The organism is Brucella pseudogrignonensis, assembly GCF_002252525.1.
GTDB lineage: Bacteria > Pseudomonadota > Alphaproteobacteria > Rhizobiales > Rhizobiaceae > Brucella > Brucella pseudogrignonensis.
Genome location: NZ_NNRM01000039.1, coordinates 76,129 through 94,383, shown reverse-complemented (window position 1 = coordinate 94,383; position 18,255 = coordinate 76,129). Strand labels below are relative to the sequence as shown.

Below are 18,255 nucleotides of genomic sequence, written 5' to 3'. Positions count from 1 at the left end.
AAAGCGACTGACAGCCAGATCGAAGGCAGGAAAAAGGATAAAAATAAAACTGGATACCAGAAGGATCGTGAGGACCTAGCTTGCCCAGATTGTTGATGGGCCATCATGGTGGATCCGATTGGAAGGGGAAGGGACGTGTGAAGCTGCGTCTTGCATGAAACCGGCCTTGAGAATTGACACGACCCCGATGTGATTGCTGATTGTCAAGAAACGATGGAGACTGCATCCGCGCTCTGTCGAACCCGGCCACCACAGCCTGTGCGGGAGTGGAAAACGGATGCTGAGAAATTGCCGACGGAGAGTTTCTGCGCCATAAGTTCGACGCGCACTGGGGCTTTCTATTTTTGTTACGGGACAAGGGGGAGGTGAGAATGGAGAACAGTCTTGTTCTGATTGTTGAGGACGAGCCGGACATTGCGCATATTCTCAGTGCCTATCTCGAACGCGAAGGCTATCGCACGGTTCGCGCTGGCGATGGCGAAACCGCCTTGCAGCACCACGCGTTTCTTTCACCCGACATTGTCTTGCTCGACGCGCGCCTACCAAAGCTGGATGGCTTTTCCGTGCTGGGGCGGTTGCGGCATACCCACAACACGCCGGTGATCATGATAACGGCTCTGGCTGAGGATCTCGATCGCTTGAGCGGGCTCAGGCTTGGCGCCGATGACTATATTGTCAAACCGTTCAATCCGCAGGAGGTGGTGGCGCGGGTCAAGGCAGTGCTGCGGCGGAGCCGGGGAGAAATGGATCAAACGACACGGCGGTTTGGCAATTTTGAAGTGGATTTCAAAGCCTATACGGCCTTTGTCCATCAACAGGAAGGCAGGGTTGCTTTACAATTGACTTTAAGCGAGTTCCGCATCCTCGCCTATATGATCCGCCGACCGACCCATGCCTTTGAAAGAGCGGATCTTTTGGATGCCTGTCTGCCGGAGAGTGAAGCATTGGCACGCACTGTCGATACCCATATTTCCAATCTCCGCCGCAAGGTCGAGGACCTGGGTCAGTTTGGTTTTTTCTGCGCGGTGCGCGGTGTGGGCTACAGGTTTTGTGAACCCAGATGAGGATCCCCACGCTTTCGCTTGCAACGCTGACCGCATTGATCATCACGGCGATGCTGCTGCTCAGTGTCGGTTTGGCCTATCTGGGTGTCAGCTGGTATTCAGCCTATCTTGAGGCGGAGCTTTTGCAGCAATTGCCTGCCGATGCCGCATCAGCCTATCGCGACATGAATGCCGGCATTGTCCCTGACACAAAGGCCCTGCAGGCCTTGTTTGATCAGCTTAACGGTCTTTCGGAGCCGCTGGACTGGCATCTTTATATGTCGGTGCTGGTTTCGGGACTGCTGTCGGCAATGATCTGCAGCGCGATTGGAATCTATCTCGTCCGCAAAATTGCCCGACCGCTCGAACAATTGACGCGGGCGGCACAGGCTTTGGAGGGTGGTGATTTTTCGGTCCGCATGCTGCGCTCGCATCGCGGCACGCGCGAGGTAAGAAGCCTGATTGAGAGTTTCAACGCGCTTGCAACCAGTCTTGAGACCATGGAGCAGCGGCTGCGCTTTAATACAATGGCTGTTGCGCATGAATTGCGAACACCGCTGACAATCTTGCAGGGAACCATGCAGGGCATGGTCGATGATGTCTTTCCGATGGAGAAAAAGGCGCTGGCCAGCCTGCTTCTGCAGGCGGAAGGCCTGTCGCGGATTGTTGAGGATCTCAGGACGCTGTCACTGGCGATCGGTCAGCAGCTTGTGACGCAGAAAGAGATGACTGATCTGGGAGGGCTGATTGATGCGGTGGTTACATCGGCCCGTCCGATGCTGGACGCCCAAAGCATAACGGTGGAAACTGCGCTTGCCGGGCATGCCGTATCGGTTGACGCACAACGCATCCGGCAGGCCATTCTGGCGCTGATAGAGAATGCCTGTCACTATGCGGCGTGTGGCGGCAGTTTGCGCTTTGAACTGGCGTTGGGAACAGGTGAGATCTGGCTGCGCGTCCTGGATCGCGGCCCGGGCTTCCCTTCGGATATCTGCGCTCGCGAGCCCAAGCCGTTTCTGCGCGGAGAGGCCTCGCGCTCACGCGCCACCGGTGGCACGGGATTGGGGCTCTCGGTGGTTCAGGCGATCGCTGTCGCGCATGGGGGACGTTTGCAATTGTCAAACAGGCCGGGCGGGGGTGCCTGCGCAGCGCTGGTCATCCCGGCACCTCGACCGGGCTAAGTTTGCTTTCAGCTTTCGTTTGAACGCTATGCGGCTTCGATGTCGCGAACCGGCGGGTTTCCGTAAAGGCGGCTATATTCGCGGCTAAACTGCGAAGGGCTTTGATAGCCGACGCGATGGCCGGCCGTTCCCGCATCCAGCCGTTCGACAAGCATCAGGCGTCGAGCTTCGGTGAGACGCAGTTGCTTTTGATATTGCAACGGGGTCATGGCGGTAATGGCTTTGAAATGGTGGTGAAAGGATGAGGCGCTCATATGCACGTATTCCGCAAGATGTTCGACGCGGAGCGGCATCGCGAAATTCTGTCTTAACCAACCGATGGAGCGGGCGATGCGGTTGGCGTGGCTGTCAACGGTTGCAATATTGATGAGGCGCTCTCCATCGGAACCTGAAAGAAGGCGATAGAGGATCTCCTGTTCGATGAGCGGTGCCATCACCGGAATTTCCGAAGGCGTATCAAGAAGGCGCAGCAAGCGGATTGTTGCATCAAGCAGTTCAGCAGGCGCTGCATTGACCGCGATGCCAGTTTTGTCCGCCGAGCTGTCGGGTTTTCGGCGCAGATCCATGCGCCCAAGCACATCAACCAGTTTCTCGCTGTCAATTGCCAGCGACAGGCAGAAATGCGGTGCCTCGACACTGGCCTGAGACACCCGCCATGTCACCGGCAGGTCGAGAGAGGTGACAAGATATTCGCCGGTTGCGTAATGAATGGTTTCAGTCCCCAGCTGCAAGGATTTTGCCCCCTGGAGGACCATGGCAAGACAAGGCCGGTAGCTTCCATGACAGGGCGTGCTGGGTTCTGAGCGCCGGCTGAGCGAGAGACCATCGATCGCCGTACGGATTTCTCCGTCTGCCTCGATGTGCCGTGCAGCCAGCAAAGCGAGTTCGCGATAGGCTTGTGCTGAAGATGTCATGACGGCCTCTTGATTGCTTGTTCCATGCAAATCTATAGTGGATGCGGGCAGTCTGCGAGCAGCATAGAGCAATTTTTGCAGGATCGTGCAAGAAGCTTGCAGGATCGATCTACCTGCTTGCCGGTTTAATCCGCATAGTGCAGCGTCCCTTTCCGATGCCCATCCCTATTTTATGATTGGAGTTTATTATGGCTATTGCAAGAGGCTATGCTGCAACCGATGCCGATCAGCCGCTGGTTCCGTTCACCTTTGAACGCCGTGAGCCCAATGCGGATGATGTTGTCATTGCGATCCAGTATTGTGGCGTTTGCCATTCTGATATTCATACGGTGCGTAATGAGTGGAGAAACGCCGTCTATCCGATCGTGCCCGGCCACGAGATTGTTGGTGTGGTAACCGCAATTGGCGCCAATGTCAGCAAGTTCAAGATTGGTGATAAGGTTGGGGTTGGCTGCTTTGTCGATTCATGTGTTGGCTGCGCGACGCGCGATCTTGAGAATGAACATTATCTTCCGGGTCTGGTCCAGACCTATAACACCTTTGATCGTGATGGTGTGACACGGACCCAGGGTGGCTATTCTGACCAGATCGTGGTCAAGGAGGGCTATGTCCTGTCAATGCCGGACAATCTGCCACTGAATGCCTCGGCGCCGTTACTTTGCGCCGGCATCACGCTCTATTCACCGTTGCGACACTGGCAGGCGGGGCCCGGCAAGAAGGTGGCGATCGTCGGAATGGGTGGTCTTGGCCATATGGGCGTCAAGTTGGCCACGGCGATGGGTGCAGATGTCACCGTGCTTAGTCAGTCGCTTTCCAAGAAGGAAGATGGGCTGAAGCTTGGTGCCAAGGAATATTACGCCACCAGCGATCAGGAAACCTTCAAGTCGCTGGCCGGAACATTTGATCTCATCATCTGCACGGTCGGTGTGGCGATTGACTGGAACGCTTATCTGGGCCTGCTCAAGATCAACGGCACCATGGTGGTTGTCGGTGTGCCCGAAGATATGGTTCCGGTTCATGCCTTCTCGCTTGTACCCGGACGCAAGACACTGGCGGGGTCAATGATCGGTTCGATCAAGGAGACCCAGGAAATGCTCGACTTCTGCGGCAAGCACAATATTGTTTCGGAAATCGAGATGATTGCGATGAAGGACATCAATGAAGCCTATGAACGTGTGTTGAAGAGCGACGTCCGCTATCGCTTTGTCATTGACATGGCTTCGCTTGACGCGTGAGTTTTCAAGGGCGGCCGTAACGGCCGCCTTTTCTCGAAGGTACCGGCTTAATGCGTTCCGACGGCTTTTCCATAGACGCGGATAACGTTTCTGACGGCTTCGACCATCAGTGCATGTGGCGTGGCCTCCACCTTGCCGGCTGCAACAGCCGGATAAAGTGTTCCGAGATACTGGCTGATCAGCGTTTCTGGAATTTTGCGACCTTCAAGACGCTTGAGCAGCGAATTGACGGCTGCTGTGGCTTCCGGATGTGGCCAGTAATAGCGAATGCGGTCGCTATAGGAGAAATGGCGCTGAAGACGTAGCTCTTCCGCATCGCCATGATAATATTTCTCCCAGTTCTTGGGTTCGTTGAGAAGCAACTTCTCAAGCTTGCCGCGAACGGTCTCTTCTTCCGGCAGTTTATCGAGGAAAGCTGCAATCTGATCAAGGCCATAAAGTGCTTCACGCAGTGCGAACGTCAGGCCCGGCCCGACCTTCAGAATGGCAAAACCATCATGAACCAGCGCCGACAGCGCCTCAACCGGCTGATAGTCGGTCGAATGGGCTTCAAAGACGAATTGCGGTGTCTGGTTGAGAACGCCGCTTAAAGCGGTCGCCTTGTTGCTATCGTAATAGACAACGTTTTCATTGCCGAATTCCACGCCCGGCTGCACAACAACGCCGATGGCGCGCGAGAATGCATCTTCTAACCCAAGAGCTGCAAAAGCCTTGCGGTGAATGGCAATGGTTTCAAGGGCTGCATCTGGCTTGGTCAGTTCCAGATCTTCGATTTCTTCCATTGCGCCGCCCGGGATCGGAACTTCCGTGCCGACAATATAGACAGGCAGATCGAAGCCGGATTCAGCGGCTGCTTTTTCTGCAACTTTGGCAAGACGTGCTGCACGTTCAGCGGTCACGGCATCAGGCAACGCAACCGGCTCTCCAGCACAGCCCATCGAGGTGTCGAGGTGAATTTTGGTGAAGCCTGCACGCACAAAGCCATCCATCATCACTTCGGACTTGGCCATGGCTTCTTCAGCCGACAAGTGCTTCCACGGATTGGGGCCGAGGTGATCACCGCCCAGAATAAGGTGCTTGGTGTCAAAGCCGAGACGGGCTGCGATGTCTTCGACAAAACGGCGGAAATCGGCCGGTGTCATGCCGGTATAGCCGCCATCCTGATTGACCTGATTGCAGGTGGCTTCGATCAGAACGTCGGTCTTGGTTGCAATGCCTTCAAGAAGAGCTGCTTCGATAACCAGTGGATGTGCCGAGCAGATCGAGGTGATGCCTCCGCGCGCACCGCTCGCGTAGCGGGCGGGAAGTTTGCTCAAGGTCTGAGTGCTGCTCATAACGGGACTCCGTTTTTTGCGATGAATGCATTGATTTCATCCATCGTTGACGTGCCTTCCATCGGCCCTTTGACACCGACCGCGCGCGCGCCTGTCGCGTTGGCTATCGTCAAAGCTTCCTTTGCTGCGATACCGCGCAACCAGCACGTGACGAAGGCTGCGCCAAAGCTGTCACCTGCGCCGGTTGGATCAATTTCATCCACCTTGAATGCTGGTGCTGTGACGTCGCCAGACTGGTCGAAATAGCTTGCGCCTTCAGCGCCACGCTTAATGACAATTGCCTTGATGCCACGAGCGAGTAGCTCCTCGATGGCTGCCTTTTCGTCCAAAGCCTTGGTGAAAAGGAAGATTTCAGGCCCGCTCGGCATGAACAAATCGGTATGTTCGAGTGCGTGTACGAGGGCGTCGCGCATACCTGGAAGATCAAGCATTTCCTTGCGGATATTCGGATCAAATGAGACCGTGCCGCCTTTCGCTTTGATGCGCATCGTTGCCTCGTGGATAGCCGTGACAATGCTCTCCGAGAAAAGCGCTGAGCCCATGATATGAAGATGATCAGCGGTCTCTATCAACTTTTCTGCTTCAGGTGTCAGCGCAATCGCGCTGCATGCACTGTGCTTGATGTTGAAGATGAAATCGCGATTTCCATCGGGGCGATAACGCACGAAAGCGCTGCCAGTGGCAGCTGTTGGATGCACGCTGATTGCTGAAACATCGACGCCATCTGTTTGCAAACGTTCGATGTTGAGGGTGCCAAAGTCGTCATTGCCAACGGCACTGACAATGCCACAGGGTTGCCCCATCTTGGCTGCCTGGTCAATGAATATCGCCGGTGCGCCGGAGGCAAAAGGGCCAATCAGCGGGATGGCGCTTTTGAAGCCGTTGCCGGTTTCGATAGCCATGATCTCAACGACGATTTCGCCGATGGTGATGATCTTTTTCATAGGAGCACCAAGTTATGTTCTGACGGATTTCGAGCGGACATCAAGCCAGACGGCGACGAGAATGACCACGCCCTTAACGATGAGCTGATAAAAATATGGCACTGACAGCATGTTCATGCCGTTGTTGATGACGCCGATGATCAGTGCGCCAAGGATTGTGCCAACCATGGTGCCGACACCGCCGGCAAGCGATGTGCCACCCAGAACCACAGCTGCAATCGCATCAAGCTCGTAGCCCATACCAGCATTGGTCTGCGCCGATGATAAACGTGATGAGAGCAGAATACCGCTGATCGCGGCCATGACACCCGAGAGCATGAAGACGAGGATCTTGATGCGATCGACCCGAATGCCGGAATAGATCGCTGCTTCCTTGTTGCCACCCGCCAGATAGATGCGTCGGCCAAAAACTGTTTTGGAGAGCAGAACATAGTTGACGAGAAATAGAACGCCGACGATCCAGATGATGATTGGCAGACCGAGCCAGCTCTCAGAACCGATTGCGAGCCAGGTTTCATTCTCGATAATTTCCGGCGCACCGTTGGTGGGCAGGCTGACCATGCCGCGATAGATGCCCATTGTTGCGACTGTCACAATGAAGGACGGAAGCATGAGCTTTGCGGAGAGCACACCGTTCAGTCCGCCCATGATGGCGCCGGCCGCGAGAGTGAAGATAACCGTTGGCGCAAAACCGAATCCCATGGAAAATGCCTGTGCCGCCACCATGCCAGCGACTGCAATGATTGAGCCGATGGAGAGGTCAATTTCACCGAGCAGGATCACATAGGTCATGCCGTAGGCCGCAACAGCGATGACCGCCACCTGCTGCATGATGTTCATGACGTTGTTGAACGCGACAAAGCGAGGGTTCAACATTGCAAAAACAATGCAGAGAACGGCCAGGGAAATGACAATGCCGCCATATTGACGGATCATTGGAGAAGAGAAAAGCGAACGACGAATTTCTGCATCTGTGGCTTTTTTCTGAATATCTTGTGGGTTGCTCATTGATGCATTCCTGCTGCGTAGCTCATGACGGTTTCTGGTGTGAGGCCATCTGCGTTGAGTGTTGCGGCGACATGCTTGTTATGCATGACAACAACGCGATCACTCAGTCCCAAAACTTCTGGTAACTCGGACGAAACCATCAGGATTGCCGCACCATGGGCGGCAAGTTCACGGATGATGCGATAGATTTCAAATTTTGCGCCGACATCGACGCCACGGGTCGGCTCATCCAGGATGAGGATTTTGGGCTTCATCTGAAGCCACTTCGCCAGCACAATCTTCTGCTGATTGCCACCACTAAGCGAACCCGCAGCTGTATCAATGGAAGCGGTCTTGATCGCCAGCCTTAGCACTTCAGCTTTTGCGCTCGAGCGTTCAGCGGCGGAGCGCATCATGCCAAAAGGTCCAGCGAGTTGCCCGAGAGCAACCATGTTGATGTTGCGTTCAACGCTCTGCGGCAGAACAAGGCCTTCTTCCTTGCGGTTCTCGGTCACAAAAGCGATGCCATTGGCAATCGCTTGTGCTGGAGAGGCAAGAGTGATTGATTTTCCATCCAATAAGATCTCGCCGGTTGGATGGAGCATCCCGAAGAGTGCCTTCATCACATCCGAACGGCCAGAGCCGACAAGACCAAAAAGCCCTAGGACTTCGCCCGGTTTCACTTCAATTGATACATTGTTGAATTTGCCCGGAACGGAAAGCTGGTTGGTTTTCAGGATGGGAGGAATGATTTTTGACGGCGGCGGGGCTTCACGAGGGGGGTAGATGTCGTTCATCTCGCGACCGACCATCAAGGCAATCAGTTTTTCAATGCTGGTCTGGCTTTTTTCAGTCGTTGTTACATATTCACCATCGCGCACGACTGTAATGTCGTCGGACAGTCGCATGATTTCTTCCATGCGGTGGGAAATGTAGATGACGGCTGTACCGCGCGCTTTGAGCCGTTCAATGATGGTGAAAAGAATCTCGGCTTCGCTGTCAGAGAGCGATGATGTCGGTTCGTCTAGAATGACGACGTCAGCCGGTTGGCTCAACCCCTTGGCGATTTCAACCAACTGTCGCTGCGCAATCGATAGATCGCCGACTTTGGCACGCGCGTCTACGGGCAGACCGAGTTCTGCAATGAGCTTGCTGGCTTCGGCGTTGAGTTCTCGATCTCGGATAAAGCCAAAGCGGCTAGGCTCATTGTTTGCCAGAATGTTCTCGGCGACCGATAGGTTGCGAGACAGGCTTAGCTCTTGGAAAACGATTGAAATGCCACTGGTGCGTGCGCCGCGCGGGTTCTTGGGCGCGTAAGGGACGCCCTTGAGCACAATCGTGCCTGATGTTGGTTTAAAGACACCGGCAAGGATTTTCATCAGGGTGGATTTGCCGGCACCGTTTTCGCCTAGCAATGTATGCACGCGCCCGCGCCGAACAGTCAGGTTCATGCGCTTGAGTGCAACAACAGGGCCAAATGTCTTGGCGACATTGCTGATTTCAAGCACAATATCCTGATTGGTCGCGGTCGCAGAATCGATAGCGGTCATCGGAATCTCCGCTCTCCATTTGAGGTCTGTATTTGTTACGCTTGAAAATGCCCAACAGACAGCCTTGTATCGATCATGTGCTGCGGCGGCACGGACGCGTGATGAGCGTCGTGCCGCCGCGCACGAAAGCGAAATGACGACTGGGAGGAGATGCCGTCATTTCACGCGGTTTTACTTGGTTTCGCCGTCCTTGGTGACAACGCCCGGTACGATTGGCTGCTTTGCAGGAACCTCTTCGCCCTTGATCACCTTGACTGCGGTTTCAACGGCAACCTTGCCCATTTCTTCGGGATACTGCGCAATCACCCCGACCATGATCGGGTCGTTTTTAACCGCGTTGCGGGCTTCTTCCATACCATCAAAGCCGATAACCTTGACCTGCTTTTCGAGCTTTGCAGCTTTTACAGCGGAAGCGGCTGCGAGAGCGGCGTCATCGCCAAAGCCAAAGATACCTACAATGTCTGGATTGGCTTGAATGATGTTCTGTGCTGCTGCCAAGGCTTCCGAACGGGTGATACCAGGCTGGATCGATACGATCTTGATGTCTGGATGATTTGCGATTGCCTTTTTGAAGCCTTCGACGCGGTCCACCACCGATTGAACAGTCGGGTATTCAATCACAGCAACATTGCCTTTGTCGCCAATCGATGTTGCCATTAATTCGCCAGCCTTTTCCCCGCCAGCAAAATTGTCGGTACCAACAAAGGAGGTCACATCAATATTGTTGGCTGGTACGTCAACTGTAATGACCTTGATACCCGCTTTCTGTGCCTTGGTAATGGCCGAGCGGACGCCCTTGCTGTCGACGGGCGAAATGATGATCACATCGACGCCCTTGGTAATGAAATCCTCGACATCCGCCAGCTGCTTGCTCAGGTCCTGATTGGCAATGGAGACTTCCAGCGCAACGCCCTCTGTGGTGGCCTGCTTCTTCATCGCCTCGGCGAGGGAAATGTAGAAGGGATGCTGCTGGGTGAGTAGCGATGCTCCAATGCCTTCGGCGGCGGCGATACCGCTGAGCATTGCCAAGGCAACGCCAGAGAACAGAATACGGGCGAGCGACTTACGAAACATGATTTCCTCCGACGAGAACCGGGCTGTCCGGCTCCTCCTGATGATTGGGACCTCCGCGCAATCCGTGCGGCGTGGGCACCGGACCGGTGACCAGGTCGTGTGGAAGGCAGGCTCCGTGCGTGGCTCACGCGAGCCGAATATAGACATGCGTAAGCTTGTTCCGGGAGTCAATATAAAAATTGTCGCGTGTAAAAAAGTGGTTGATTTTTTCGCGGGATTTCACAGCGAGATCACGGTGTTTCTGGCAGGGTTATGCGGTGATTGCCGGGCAGACATCACAAACGCGGTTGCTTCTGTGTCAAAAAAATTTTACGCATAGAAAGAAATATGCCGCTGGAACAATGACTCGAGCGGATCGGGAAGAATGCGCAATGGGTGGTCACAAGATCCGGACGATGGAGGAATTCGCGGCGGCCAGTGGGCTTTCGCGGCCAACCGTTTCGAAATATTTCGACAATCCCGAAAGTGTCAAGGCCTCGACCCGCGCCCGCATTGAACAGGCGCTTAAGGACCATAATTACCAGCCCAATATATTTGCGGTCAGCCTCAATCGGAAAAAGCCCAAGAATATCGGGGTGATTGTTCCGCACATCTCCGATCCCTTCTACGCTGAAATCATCCGTCAGATCGAGATGCGCTGCCTTTCCGAAGGTTATTGGACGATTGTTCTGTCATCGCATGGTGACCGCAAGCTGGAAGCGCGGGCAATGCGCACATTAATGTCGCTGAAAATTGCCGGCGTGCTGATGGCGCCGCTCGGATTTGATACCGACACCAAGCTGCTGGCCAGTCTGTCCAACGCCATGCCGATGGTGTTTCTGGACAATCGGATTGGCGAGGATCAGCCGTTTGTCGGCACCGATAATCGCCAGAGCATTGGCAATATAACCGAATATTTGTGTCGGACGGGCGAACATCCGTGCTTTTTGGAAATGCCAGCTGTCAATCAGAATGCATTGGACCGGCGTTCTGCTTATATTGCGACGATGGAGCATCTGGGCGTCGAGCCGATCGTGCTGCCGATGGCGGCCCGCAACTGGAATTTCGAAGAGCTCGGCTATTGCGAGGCCGGGCGAATTCTTGATCGCGGTGGCTTTCCGACGCGCACGGTGCTTTGTGCCAATGACCGGCTGGCATTCGGTGTCATCGCGGCGGCCTTTGAAAGACGCCGTCATGTCGGCCGCGAGGCCGGTTGCGATCTGCGGGTCGCAGGCCATGATGATCATCCGCTCAGTCGCTTCACCTGTCCGCCTCTGACCACGGTGGCGCAGGATTATCGCAATATCGCGCAATTGGGGCTCGATATGCTGTTTTCGCGTATTCATGCGCAGGAGAGTGGTGCGGCGGTGGAGACCGAGCTGCGCAGGCTCGACAGTCATCTGATCATGCGTGGCTCGGCCTGATCGGTTCTATGGATGTCTTGATCTGATGGTGTCGCGGGATGCAGTCTTTCAAGGCGTATTTCTCAACCAGGCCACCTCCAAGAATTTTCTTATTGAAACATCGTTTTTGCTGTTAGCATTGTGAGAAGGCAGGCAAGAGAAAGCCTCGCTTGACAAGCCGCATGGGACTGTTCATAAATTTTACACATGTAAGAAATTTGCTATGCATTCGTAAAGGAGGAGACGAAATGCGAACCAAATCTTATCGTGCAGGACTGATTGCATCGGTGGCAATATTGGCCATTGGATGTGGAGCGGCGAGTGCTGAGGAACTCACCATCGCCACAGTCAACAATGCTGACATGATCATCATGCAGAAGCTGTCGTCGGAATGGGAGAAGGAAACCGGCAACAAGCTCAATTGGGTGGTTTTGGAAGAAAACGTGTTGCGTCAACGCGTGACCACCGACATTGCCACCAAGAGTGGACAGTTCGATATCATGACCATCGGTGGCTACGAGGCGCCGATCTGGGGCAAGGCAGGCTGGCTGCTTGAGGTCGGCGATCTTGGTGATGATTATGATTATGATGATCTGATCAAGCCGGTGCGCGCGGGTCTCACCGTGGATGACAAGCTTTACGCCGTGCCCTTCTATGCTGAAAGCTCGTTTACCCTTTACCGCAAGGATCTGTTTGAAGCGGCTGGTCTGACCATGCCTGAGGCGCCGACCTATGCGCAGATCAAGGAATTTGCCACCAAGCTGACCGACAAGTCGAAGGAACAATATGGCCTCTGCCTGCGTGGCAAGCCGGGCTGGGGCGAAAACATGGCCTATCTTGGCACGCTGGTGAACACCTATGGTGGTCGCTGGTTTGACGAGCAATGGAAGCCACAGATCAATTCGGATGAATGGAAGAAGGCGATCAATTTCTACGTTGATCTGATGAAGGAAGCAGGCCCTCCCGGAATTACCTCCAATGGTTTCAACGAAAACCAGGCTTTGTTCTCGACGGGACATTGCGCGATGTGGATTGACGCGACCTCTGCTGCTGGGCGCATCTATGACAAGACCCAGAGCCAGGTTGCCGATAAGGTCGCCTTTACCAAGGCGCCCGTTGAAGTGACGCCGAACGGTTCCGCCTGGGCATGGTCATGGAACCTTGCAATCCCGGCCTCGACCAGCAAGGCGGAAGCGGCAAAGTCGTTCCTCAAATGGGCCACCTCGAAGAAATATGTCGAACTGGTCGGCGAGAAGGAAGGCTGGGTCGCGGTTCCCCCGGGCACCCGTCAATCGACCTATGCCAATGAGAACTATAAAAAGGCGGCGCCGTTTGCCGAGACCGTTCTCAAGGCGATCGAGTCTGCTGATCCAACCAAGCCGACCAAGGACCCGGTTCCCTATACAGGGATCCAGTTCGTAGCGATCCCGGAATTTCAGGCGATCGGCACCATTGTCGGTCAGGCGATCTCCTCGGCTGTTGCGGGTCAGCAAACTGTTGATGCCGCACTTGATGGCGCCCAGCGTCAGGCAGAGCAGATGATGACGCAGGCCGGTTACATCAAGTAAACCGGTCCCGCACCCCGATCCTGCCGCTTGACTTCAAATCGGGCGGCAGGTCGTTGTACCGCAAGGCTCATGAGCATGGGGAACAGGATTGTCAAACGGTTCTGCCTCCCAAAATGCTCAGAAGGCAACCGAAGAGCGGCCCGACGATGCCGCTTAACCGTCACTGCTCTTGGTGGAGTGAGAGCAAGAACGGGAAGGGAGGGGCATTTCATGCCATCTAGCAATGTGGCCGTTGCCGGCACCAAGTCTCGTTTTGCATCCAGATCACGCCGGACCATTCGGACCGGCCCTCTGCTTGCGCCTGCTGTTATCCTGCTGCTTTTATGGATGATTGTCCCACTGGCGATGACGCTGTGGTTTTCATTCCAATATTACAATCTGATCAATCCCTTCGTGACAGGCTTTGCCGGTGTCTCGAATTACGCTTTCCTCCTCTCCGACCCCGGACTGTGGTCGGCAATTGCCAACACTTTGATCCTGCTGGGATCTGTGCTGGCAATATCCATCATCCTGGGCGTGTTGTTTGCCGTCATTTTTGACCAGGATTTCTTTGGCAAGAACATTGCGCGGCTGCTGGTTATCGCGCCGTTCTTCGTGATGCCGACCGTCTCGGCCCTGATCTGGAAAAACCTGTTGATGCATCCGGTCAATGGCTTCTTCGCCTTCATTTCGCGCAGTCTTGGCCTGCCGGTGGTGGACTGGTTTTCGCAGTTCCCGATGGCGTCCATCATCATGATCGTATCCTGGCAATGGGTGCCATTTGCGACGCTCATTCTGATGACGGCCATGCAGTCGCTCGATCGCGAGCAGATGGAGGCGGCGCGGCTGGATGGCGCGAAAGGTCCGGCGATGTTTTATTACATCATTCTGCCGCATCTTCTGCGTCCGATCTCCGTTGTCATCATGATCGAGACGATCTTTCTTCTGTCGATTTTCGCAGAAATTCTTGTCACCACCTCGGGCGGTCCTGGCATTGCCACCACGACGCTGACCTATTTCATCTATCTTAAAGCGCTGTTGCAATGGGACATTGGCGGAGCATCGGCGGCGGGCGTCATTGCCATTGTGCTTGCCAATATTGTTGCCTTTTTTCTCATTCGCACCGTTGCGCGCAACCTGGATAGTTAGGAGGCTGCGATGGCTCAAAAAAGACGTAAATTCAACAAGGCCACTGTCGCAGCCGGGATCATCGGCTGGGTGGTTGCGCTGCTGATGTTCTTTCCGATCCTGTGGATGCTGATGGCGGCGTTTAAGACCGAGATTGATGCGGTGGCTCCGCCAAAGCTGTTGTTCTCGCCAACGCTTGAAAACTTTGCAGCGGTCAATCAGCGGGCTGATTATCTCCGCTATGCGATGAACAGCGTGGTTGAAAGCCTGGGCGCGACCATTCTGTCGCTGATCATCGCGGTGCCTGCGGCTTATGCAGCGGCGTTCTTTCCGGGAAAGCGCACCAAGGATCTGCTGCTGTGGATGCTGTCGACCAAGATGCTTCCCGCGGTTGGTGTGCTGGTGCCGATCTATCTTCTGGCGCGCGACAGCGGCATGCTGGATACCCGCACCGGTCTGATCCTCATCTTCACGCTGTCCAATCTGCCGATTGTCGTCTGGATGCTTTATTCCTTCTTCAAGGAGGTGCCGCACGAGATCCTGGAAGCCAGCCGCATGGATGGCGCCAAGGTCGGACAGCAGATCCGCTATCTGTTGCTGCCGCTCAGTCTGCCGGGCATTGCGTCGACCGCGCTGCTTTCCATCATTTTATGCTGGAACGAAGCCTTCTGGAGTCTCAATCTGACGGCGTCTCAAGCCGGGCCCCTGACGGCGTTCATTGCGTCCTTTTCGTCGCCGGAAGGGCTCTTCTGGGCAAAACTCTCGGCGGCGTCCACGCTCGCCATCGCGCCAATTCTTGTCTTTGGTTGGATTACGCAGCGCCAGCTGGTGCGCGGTCTCACCTTCGGCGCCGTGAAGTAAAGGGAACCAAATGGCTACGCTTTCTTTTCATAACGCGACAAAATCCTATGGCAATGTCGATGTCATCCAGGGCGTCGATCTCAATATTGAAGACCGGGAATTCGTGGTCTTTGTCGGTCCGTCCGGCTCGGGAAAATCAACGCTGCTGCGGATGATCGCCGGCTTGGAGGAAATCACCGGCGGTGATCTGACGATTGACGGCCAAAACTGCAATGATGTGCCACCTGACGAACGCGGCCTGGCGATGGTTTTCCAGACCTATGCTTTGTATCCCCATATGAATGTGCGCGACAATATGGGTTTTGCCCTCAAGCTTGCAGGGGTGTCCAAGACCGAACGCGAGCGCAAGGTCGAGGAGGTGGCAAGGACGCTTCAGCTCGACAAGCTTCTCGATCGCAAGCCGCGCCAGCTCTCCGGTGGTCAGCGTCAGCGTGTTGCCATAGGCCGCGCAATGGTGCGCGAGCCTAAAATCTTCCTGTTTGATGAGCCATTGTCCAACCTCGATGCTGCGTTGCGCGTTCAGATGCGCATCGAGCTTGCGCGTCTGCATGACCGTTTGAACGCAACCATGATCTATGTGACGCATGATCAGGTCGAGGCGATGACGCTCGCAGACAAGATCGTGGTGCTGCGCGATGGCCGGGTTGAACAGATGGGGTCGCCGCTCGAACTTTATCATCATCCGGTCAATCGCTTTGTGGCCGGGTTTATCGGCTCACCGACGATGAATTTCATCGATGTGAAGGTTAAGTCCACCGGCAGCGACGGGGTGACGGTTGAACTGAGCAATGGCAATACCGTCACGGTTCCGGTTACGGCCGCTGGGATGGAACCGGGTGGCGCGCTGGTTCTGGGGGTTCGCCCGGAGCATCTTCATCCGGCGGATGACGGCATTCTGGATGGTGAAATCATGGTGGTGGAGCGGCTGGGCGGGGAGACCTATCTTTACGTCCAGAACTCTGCAGCCAAGGAGCTGATTGTCGCTGAAGCCGGTGGCAGCAGCACGGCGCGCACGCATGAGACCGCCCGACTTGGTTTCAATCCAGCGGATGCACATCTCTTCAAATCGGATGGTCTGGCATTGGAGCGTCGAGAGCGGCATCCGCTTCTGTTGTCTGAAAAGAAAACGCATCGTTAGAGCGTGTCATGCGCTGATTTCGATCCCGCGCATCCAGTCCGAAGGCCTGTTGGCACTGGCGGGATGCGCTTTGACTGCACGCAATAATTTTCCGGAGAATTCTCATGAGACTGAAAGATAAGGTTGCCCTCATCACAGGCGCTGCACGCGGTATTGGTCTTGGCTTTGCTGAAGCCTATGCGCGTGAGGGGGCCAGGGTGATCATCGCCGATATCAACATCGAACGCGCAGAGGAAGCGGCGAAAAGCCTGGGTGATGGGGTGACAGCGGTGAAGCTTGATGTCACCAACCTTGCAGATATTGAAAAGGTGGTGGCCGCAGTCGACAAGGAATATGGTGGCATCGATATTCTGGTCAATAATGCTGCGATTTTCGATATGGCGCCCATCAATGCCATTACCGAAGAGAGCTATGAGCGTGTTCTTGGCATCAACCTCAAAGGCCCGCTGTTCATGATGAAAGCGGTGTCGAATGTGATGATCGCGCGGGGTCGTGGTGGCAAGATCATCAATATGGCAAGCCAGGCAGGGCGCCGCGGAGAGGGGCTGGTGACGCTTTATTGTCTGTCAAAAGCAGCAATCATCTCGGCTACACAATCGGCCGCCCTTGCACTGGTCAAACACAATATCCAGGTCAATGCGATTGCACCCGGCGTCGTGGATGGCGAGCATTGGGATGTGGTTGATGCGAATTTTGCCAAGTGGGAGGGCTTGAAGCCGGGCGAAAAGAAGGCTTCAGTTGCGAAGTCTGTTCCGATTGGCCGCTTTGCAGACCCGGAAGACATTACCGGCATGGCGATTTTCCTGGCTTCTTCGGAAAGCAATTACATCCTCGCCCAGACATTTGGTGTCGATGGCGGAAACTGGATGGCTTGAGCCATTTTTAGGTGCAGAAATGAAAGCCATTTATTTTACCGGTCATGGGATCGCGGCGCTTGCCCAGCTCCCTGACCCAGAGCTCAAGCCCGGACATGCCTTGATTGATGTCAAGGCTTCAGGTCTGTGCCACACCGATATCGACGTGTTGCATGGCCGTTATGGATCAAGCGCGTTTCCGCTTGTGCCGGGGCATGAATATGCAGGTGTGGTGATTGCGGTCGCGGAAGACGTGACCAATGTGAAGCCGGGCGATCGGGTGGCCGTCGACCCGAATATTCCCTGCGGTCACTGTCGGGCTTGCCGCAAGGGACTGACCAATCTATGTGCTGAGCTGAAAGCCTATGGCGTCACCCATAATGGGGGCTTTGCCGATAAAAGCCTTGTGCATGCGCAGCATCTTCACCCGATTGGCAACTTGCCATTTGATGTCGCGGCCCTTGCTGAGCCGCTGGCCTGCGTTCTCAACGGGCTTGGCGCGGCGGGGTTGAAAACGGGTCCGCAAGGCTCTGAAACGGCACTGGTTTTCGGGGCAGGACCAATCGGTCTGCTGCTTGCGCTGTCTCTCAAAGCGCAAGGCGTTGAAAAAGTCGCTGTGGCGGACATCAACGAACATCGTCTGGCTTTTAGTGAAAGCCTCGGCCTTGAGCCGGTTGTGTCAGGCTCCGCTGAACTTGACGCCCGCAAGAAGAGCTTTGATTTTGTGGCTGACGCGACGGGCATTGCGAAAGTCGTGGAAGGCATGGTCAGCTTTACGGCCGATGGTGGTACGGTGCTGGTGTTTGGCGTCTGCGCGCCCGATGCGCGTATCTCGGTGCCGCCATTTGAAATCTTCCGGCGTCAGATCCGTGTTGCTGGTTCGCATTCGCTTAATCGCAATATTCCGCAGGCGCTTGAAATCCTTCAAAAGGACAAAGGTGAAATGGCGCGCCTCATTTCACATCGCCTTCCGATTGAGGAAATGCTGCCTTTCTTCACAAAACAGGGTGGTGATCCTGCGACGATGAAGGTTCAGTTTTTTGCTGATTGAAAGCACTGATTTTTAAGATTGGTGTCAGAAGG

The 18,255-nt window shown here is 55.0% G+C and carries 16 protein-coding genes; 10 read left to right on the top strand and 6 right to left on the bottom strand.

All coding sequences use genetic code 11. The features are described 5' to 3' along the window. Positions 1-371 precede the first annotated feature (371 nt). Positions 372-1,064 (top strand): response regulator, encoded by a 693-nt coding sequence (locus tag CEV34_RS16610; protein WP_007881147.1) that lies wholly within the window; start codon positions 372-374, stop codon positions 1,062-1,064. Beyond that, positions 1,061-2,224 (top strand): sensor histidine kinase, encoded by a 1,164-nt coding sequence (locus CEV34_RS16605; RefSeq protein ID WP_007881146.1) that lies wholly within the window; start codon positions 1,061-1,063, stop codon positions 2,222-2,224. Before CEV34_RS16610 ends, CEV34_RS16605 begins: the two co-directional genes overlap by 4 nt. 26 nt (positions 2,225-2,250) lie before the next feature. Here CEV34_RS16605 and CEV34_RS16600 read toward each other — a convergent pair whose 3' ends face one another. Then, a complete protein-coding gene (locus tag CEV34_RS16600) occupies positions 2,251-3,138 on the bottom strand; it encodes an AraC family transcriptional regulator (protein ID WP_007881145.1) in 888 nt (295 codons plus the stop codon). Between the two features lie 188 nt (positions 3,139-3,326). On the opposite strand from CEV34_RS16600, the gene CEV34_RS16595 reads away from it, so the two are divergent. Next, positions 3,327-4,373, top strand: coding sequence for an NAD(P)-dependent alcohol dehydrogenase (locus CEV34_RS16595; protein WP_064323144.1), 1,047 nt, complete (start codon positions 3,327-3,329; stop codon positions 4,371-4,373). Positions 4,374-4,420: 47 nt separating this feature from the next. Here the strand turns inward: CEV34_RS16595 and CEV34_RS16590 are convergent, their stop codons facing one another. The 5 genes from CEV34_RS16590 to CEV34_RS16570 form a co-directional block, all read right to left on the bottom strand. Further along, the gene (locus CEV34_RS16590; protein WP_007881143.1) at positions 4,421-5,707 is read right to left on the bottom strand and encodes a D-tagatose-bisphosphate aldolase, class II, non-catalytic subunit; all 1,287 of its coding nucleotides are present in this window, start codon (positions 5,705-5,707) and stop codon (positions 4,421-4,423) included. After that, positions 5,704-6,651 carry a tagatose kinase gene (locus tag CEV34_RS16585; RefSeq protein ID WP_094544049.1) on the bottom strand — a complete coding sequence of 316 codons (948 nt, stop codon included), beginning with the start codon at positions 6,649-6,651 and terminating at the stop codon, positions 5,704-5,706. Before CEV34_RS16585 ends, CEV34_RS16590 begins: the two co-directional genes overlap by 4 nt. Positions 6,652-6,663: 12 nt before the next feature. Further along, positions 6,664-7,587, bottom strand: coding sequence for an ABC transporter permease (locus CEV34_RS16580; RefSeq protein ID WP_094544181.1), 924 nt, complete (start codon positions 7,585-7,587; stop codon positions 6,664-6,666). Positions 7,588-7,655: 68 nt separating this feature from the next. After that, the gene (locus CEV34_RS16575; protein WP_094544048.1) at positions 7,656-9,188 is read right to left on the bottom strand and encodes a sugar ABC transporter ATP-binding protein; all 1,533 of its coding nucleotides are present in this window, start codon (positions 9,186-9,188) and stop codon (positions 7,656-7,658) included. A 171-nt stretch (positions 9,189-9,359) separates the two neighbouring features. Continuing rightward, entirely contained in the window at positions 9,360-10,262 is a 903-nt protein-coding gene (locus CEV34_RS16570; RefSeq protein ID WP_007881138.1) for a substrate-binding domain-containing protein, read from the bottom strand. A 371-nt stretch (positions 10,263-10,633) separates the two neighbouring features. Here CEV34_RS16570 and CEV34_RS16560 point away from each other — a divergent pair, with 371 nt between their 5' ends. The 7 genes from CEV34_RS16560 (at position 10,634) to CEV34_RS16530 (ending at position 18,223) form a co-directional block, all read left to right on the top strand. Then, positions 10,634-11,665, top strand: a complete 1,032-nt coding sequence (locus CEV34_RS16560; protein ID WP_007881134.1) for a LacI family DNA-binding transcriptional regulator — start codon at positions 10,634-10,636, stop codon at positions 11,663-11,665. Positions 11,666-11,892: 227 nt separating this feature from the next. Continuing rightward, a complete protein-coding gene (locus CEV34_RS16555; RefSeq protein ID WP_007881132.1) occupies positions 11,893-13,212 on the top strand; it encodes an ABC transporter substrate-binding protein in 1,320 nt (439 codons plus the stop codon). Between the two features lie 210 nt (positions 13,213-13,422). Further along, positions 13,423-14,340 (top strand): carbohydrate ABC transporter permease, encoded by a 918-nt coding sequence (locus CEV34_RS16550; RefSeq protein ID WP_007881130.1) that lies wholly within the window; start codon positions 13,423-13,425, stop codon positions 14,338-14,340. Positions 14,341-14,349: 9 nt separating this feature from the next. After that, positions 14,350-15,180, top strand: a complete 831-nt coding sequence (locus tag CEV34_RS16545; RefSeq protein WP_007881128.1) for a carbohydrate ABC transporter permease — start codon at positions 14,350-14,352, stop codon at positions 15,178-15,180. A 10-nt stretch (positions 15,181-15,190) separates the two neighbouring features. Further along, positions 15,191-16,318 (top strand): ABC transporter ATP-binding protein, encoded by a 1,128-nt coding sequence (locus CEV34_RS16540; RefSeq protein WP_064323147.1) that lies wholly within the window; start codon positions 15,191-15,193, stop codon positions 16,316-16,318. A gap of 104 nt (positions 16,319-16,422) precedes the next feature. Continuing rightward, a complete protein-coding gene (locus tag CEV34_RS16535) occupies positions 16,423-17,193 on the top strand; it encodes an L-iditol 2-dehydrogenase (protein WP_094544047.1) in 771 nt (256 codons plus the stop codon). A gap of 19 nt (positions 17,194-17,212) precedes the next feature. Beyond that, the gene (locus CEV34_RS16530; protein WP_039861166.1) at positions 17,213-18,223 is read left to right on the top strand and encodes a zinc-dependent alcohol dehydrogenase family protein; all 1,011 of its coding nucleotides are present in this window, start codon (positions 17,213-17,215) and stop codon (positions 18,221-18,223) included. Positions 18,224-18,255 lie beyond the last annotated feature (32 nt).

Coding starts and splice junctions, on each gene's coding strand:
- CEV34_RS16610 (WP_007881147.1), top strand. CDS start 372: ATGGAGAACAGTCTTGTTCTGATTGTTGAGGACGAGCCGGACATTGCG.
- CEV34_RS16605 (WP_007881146.1), top strand. CDS start 1,061: ATGAGGATCCCCACGCTTTCGCTTGCAACGCTGACCGCATTGATCATC.
- CEV34_RS16600 (WP_007881145.1), bottom strand. CDS start 3,138: ATGACATCTTCAGCACAAGCCTATCGCGAACTCGCTTTGCTGGCTGCA.
- CEV34_RS16595 (WP_064323144.1), top strand. CDS start 3,327: ATGGCTATTGCAAGAGGCTATGCTGCAACCGATGCCGATCAGCCGCTG.
- CEV34_RS16590 (WP_007881143.1), bottom strand. CDS start 5,707: ATGAGCAGCACTCAGACCTTGAGCAAACTTCCCGCCCGCTACGCGAGC.
- CEV34_RS16585 (WP_094544049.1), bottom strand. CDS start 6,651: ATGAAAAAGATCATCACCATCGGCGAAATCGTCGTTGAGATCATGGCT.
- CEV34_RS16580 (WP_094544181.1), bottom strand. CDS start 7,587: ATGATCCGTCAATATGGCGGCATTGTCATTTCCCTGGCCGTTCTCTGC.
- CEV34_RS16575 (WP_094544048.1), bottom strand. CDS start 9,188: ATGACCGCTATCGATTCTGCGACCGCGACCAATCAGGATATTGTGCTT.
- CEV34_RS16570 (WP_007881138.1), bottom strand. CDS start 10,262: ATGTTTCGTAAGTCGCTCGCCCGTATTCTGTTCTCTGGCGTTGCCTTG.
- CEV34_RS16560 (WP_007881134.1), top strand. CDS start 10,634: ATGGGTGGTCACAAGATCCGGACGATGGAGGAATTCGCGGCGGCCAGT.
- CEV34_RS16555 (WP_007881132.1), top strand. CDS start 11,893: ATGCGAACCAAATCTTATCGTGCAGGACTGATTGCATCGGTGGCAATA.
- CEV34_RS16550 (WP_007881130.1), top strand. CDS start 13,423: ATGCCATCTAGCAATGTGGCCGTTGCCGGCACCAAGTCTCGTTTTGCA.
- CEV34_RS16545 (WP_007881128.1), top strand. CDS start 14,350: ATGGCTCAAAAAAGACGTAAATTCAACAAGGCCACTGTCGCAGCCGGG.
- CEV34_RS16540 (WP_064323147.1), top strand. CDS start 15,191: ATGGCTACGCTTTCTTTTCATAACGCGACAAAATCCTATGGCAATGTC.
- CEV34_RS16535 (WP_094544047.1), top strand. CDS start 16,423: ATGAGACTGAAAGATAAGGTTGCCCTCATCACAGGCGCTGCACGCGGT.
- CEV34_RS16530 (WP_039861166.1), top strand. CDS start 17,213: ATGAAAGCCATTTATTTTACCGGTCATGGGATCGCGGCGCTTGCCCAG.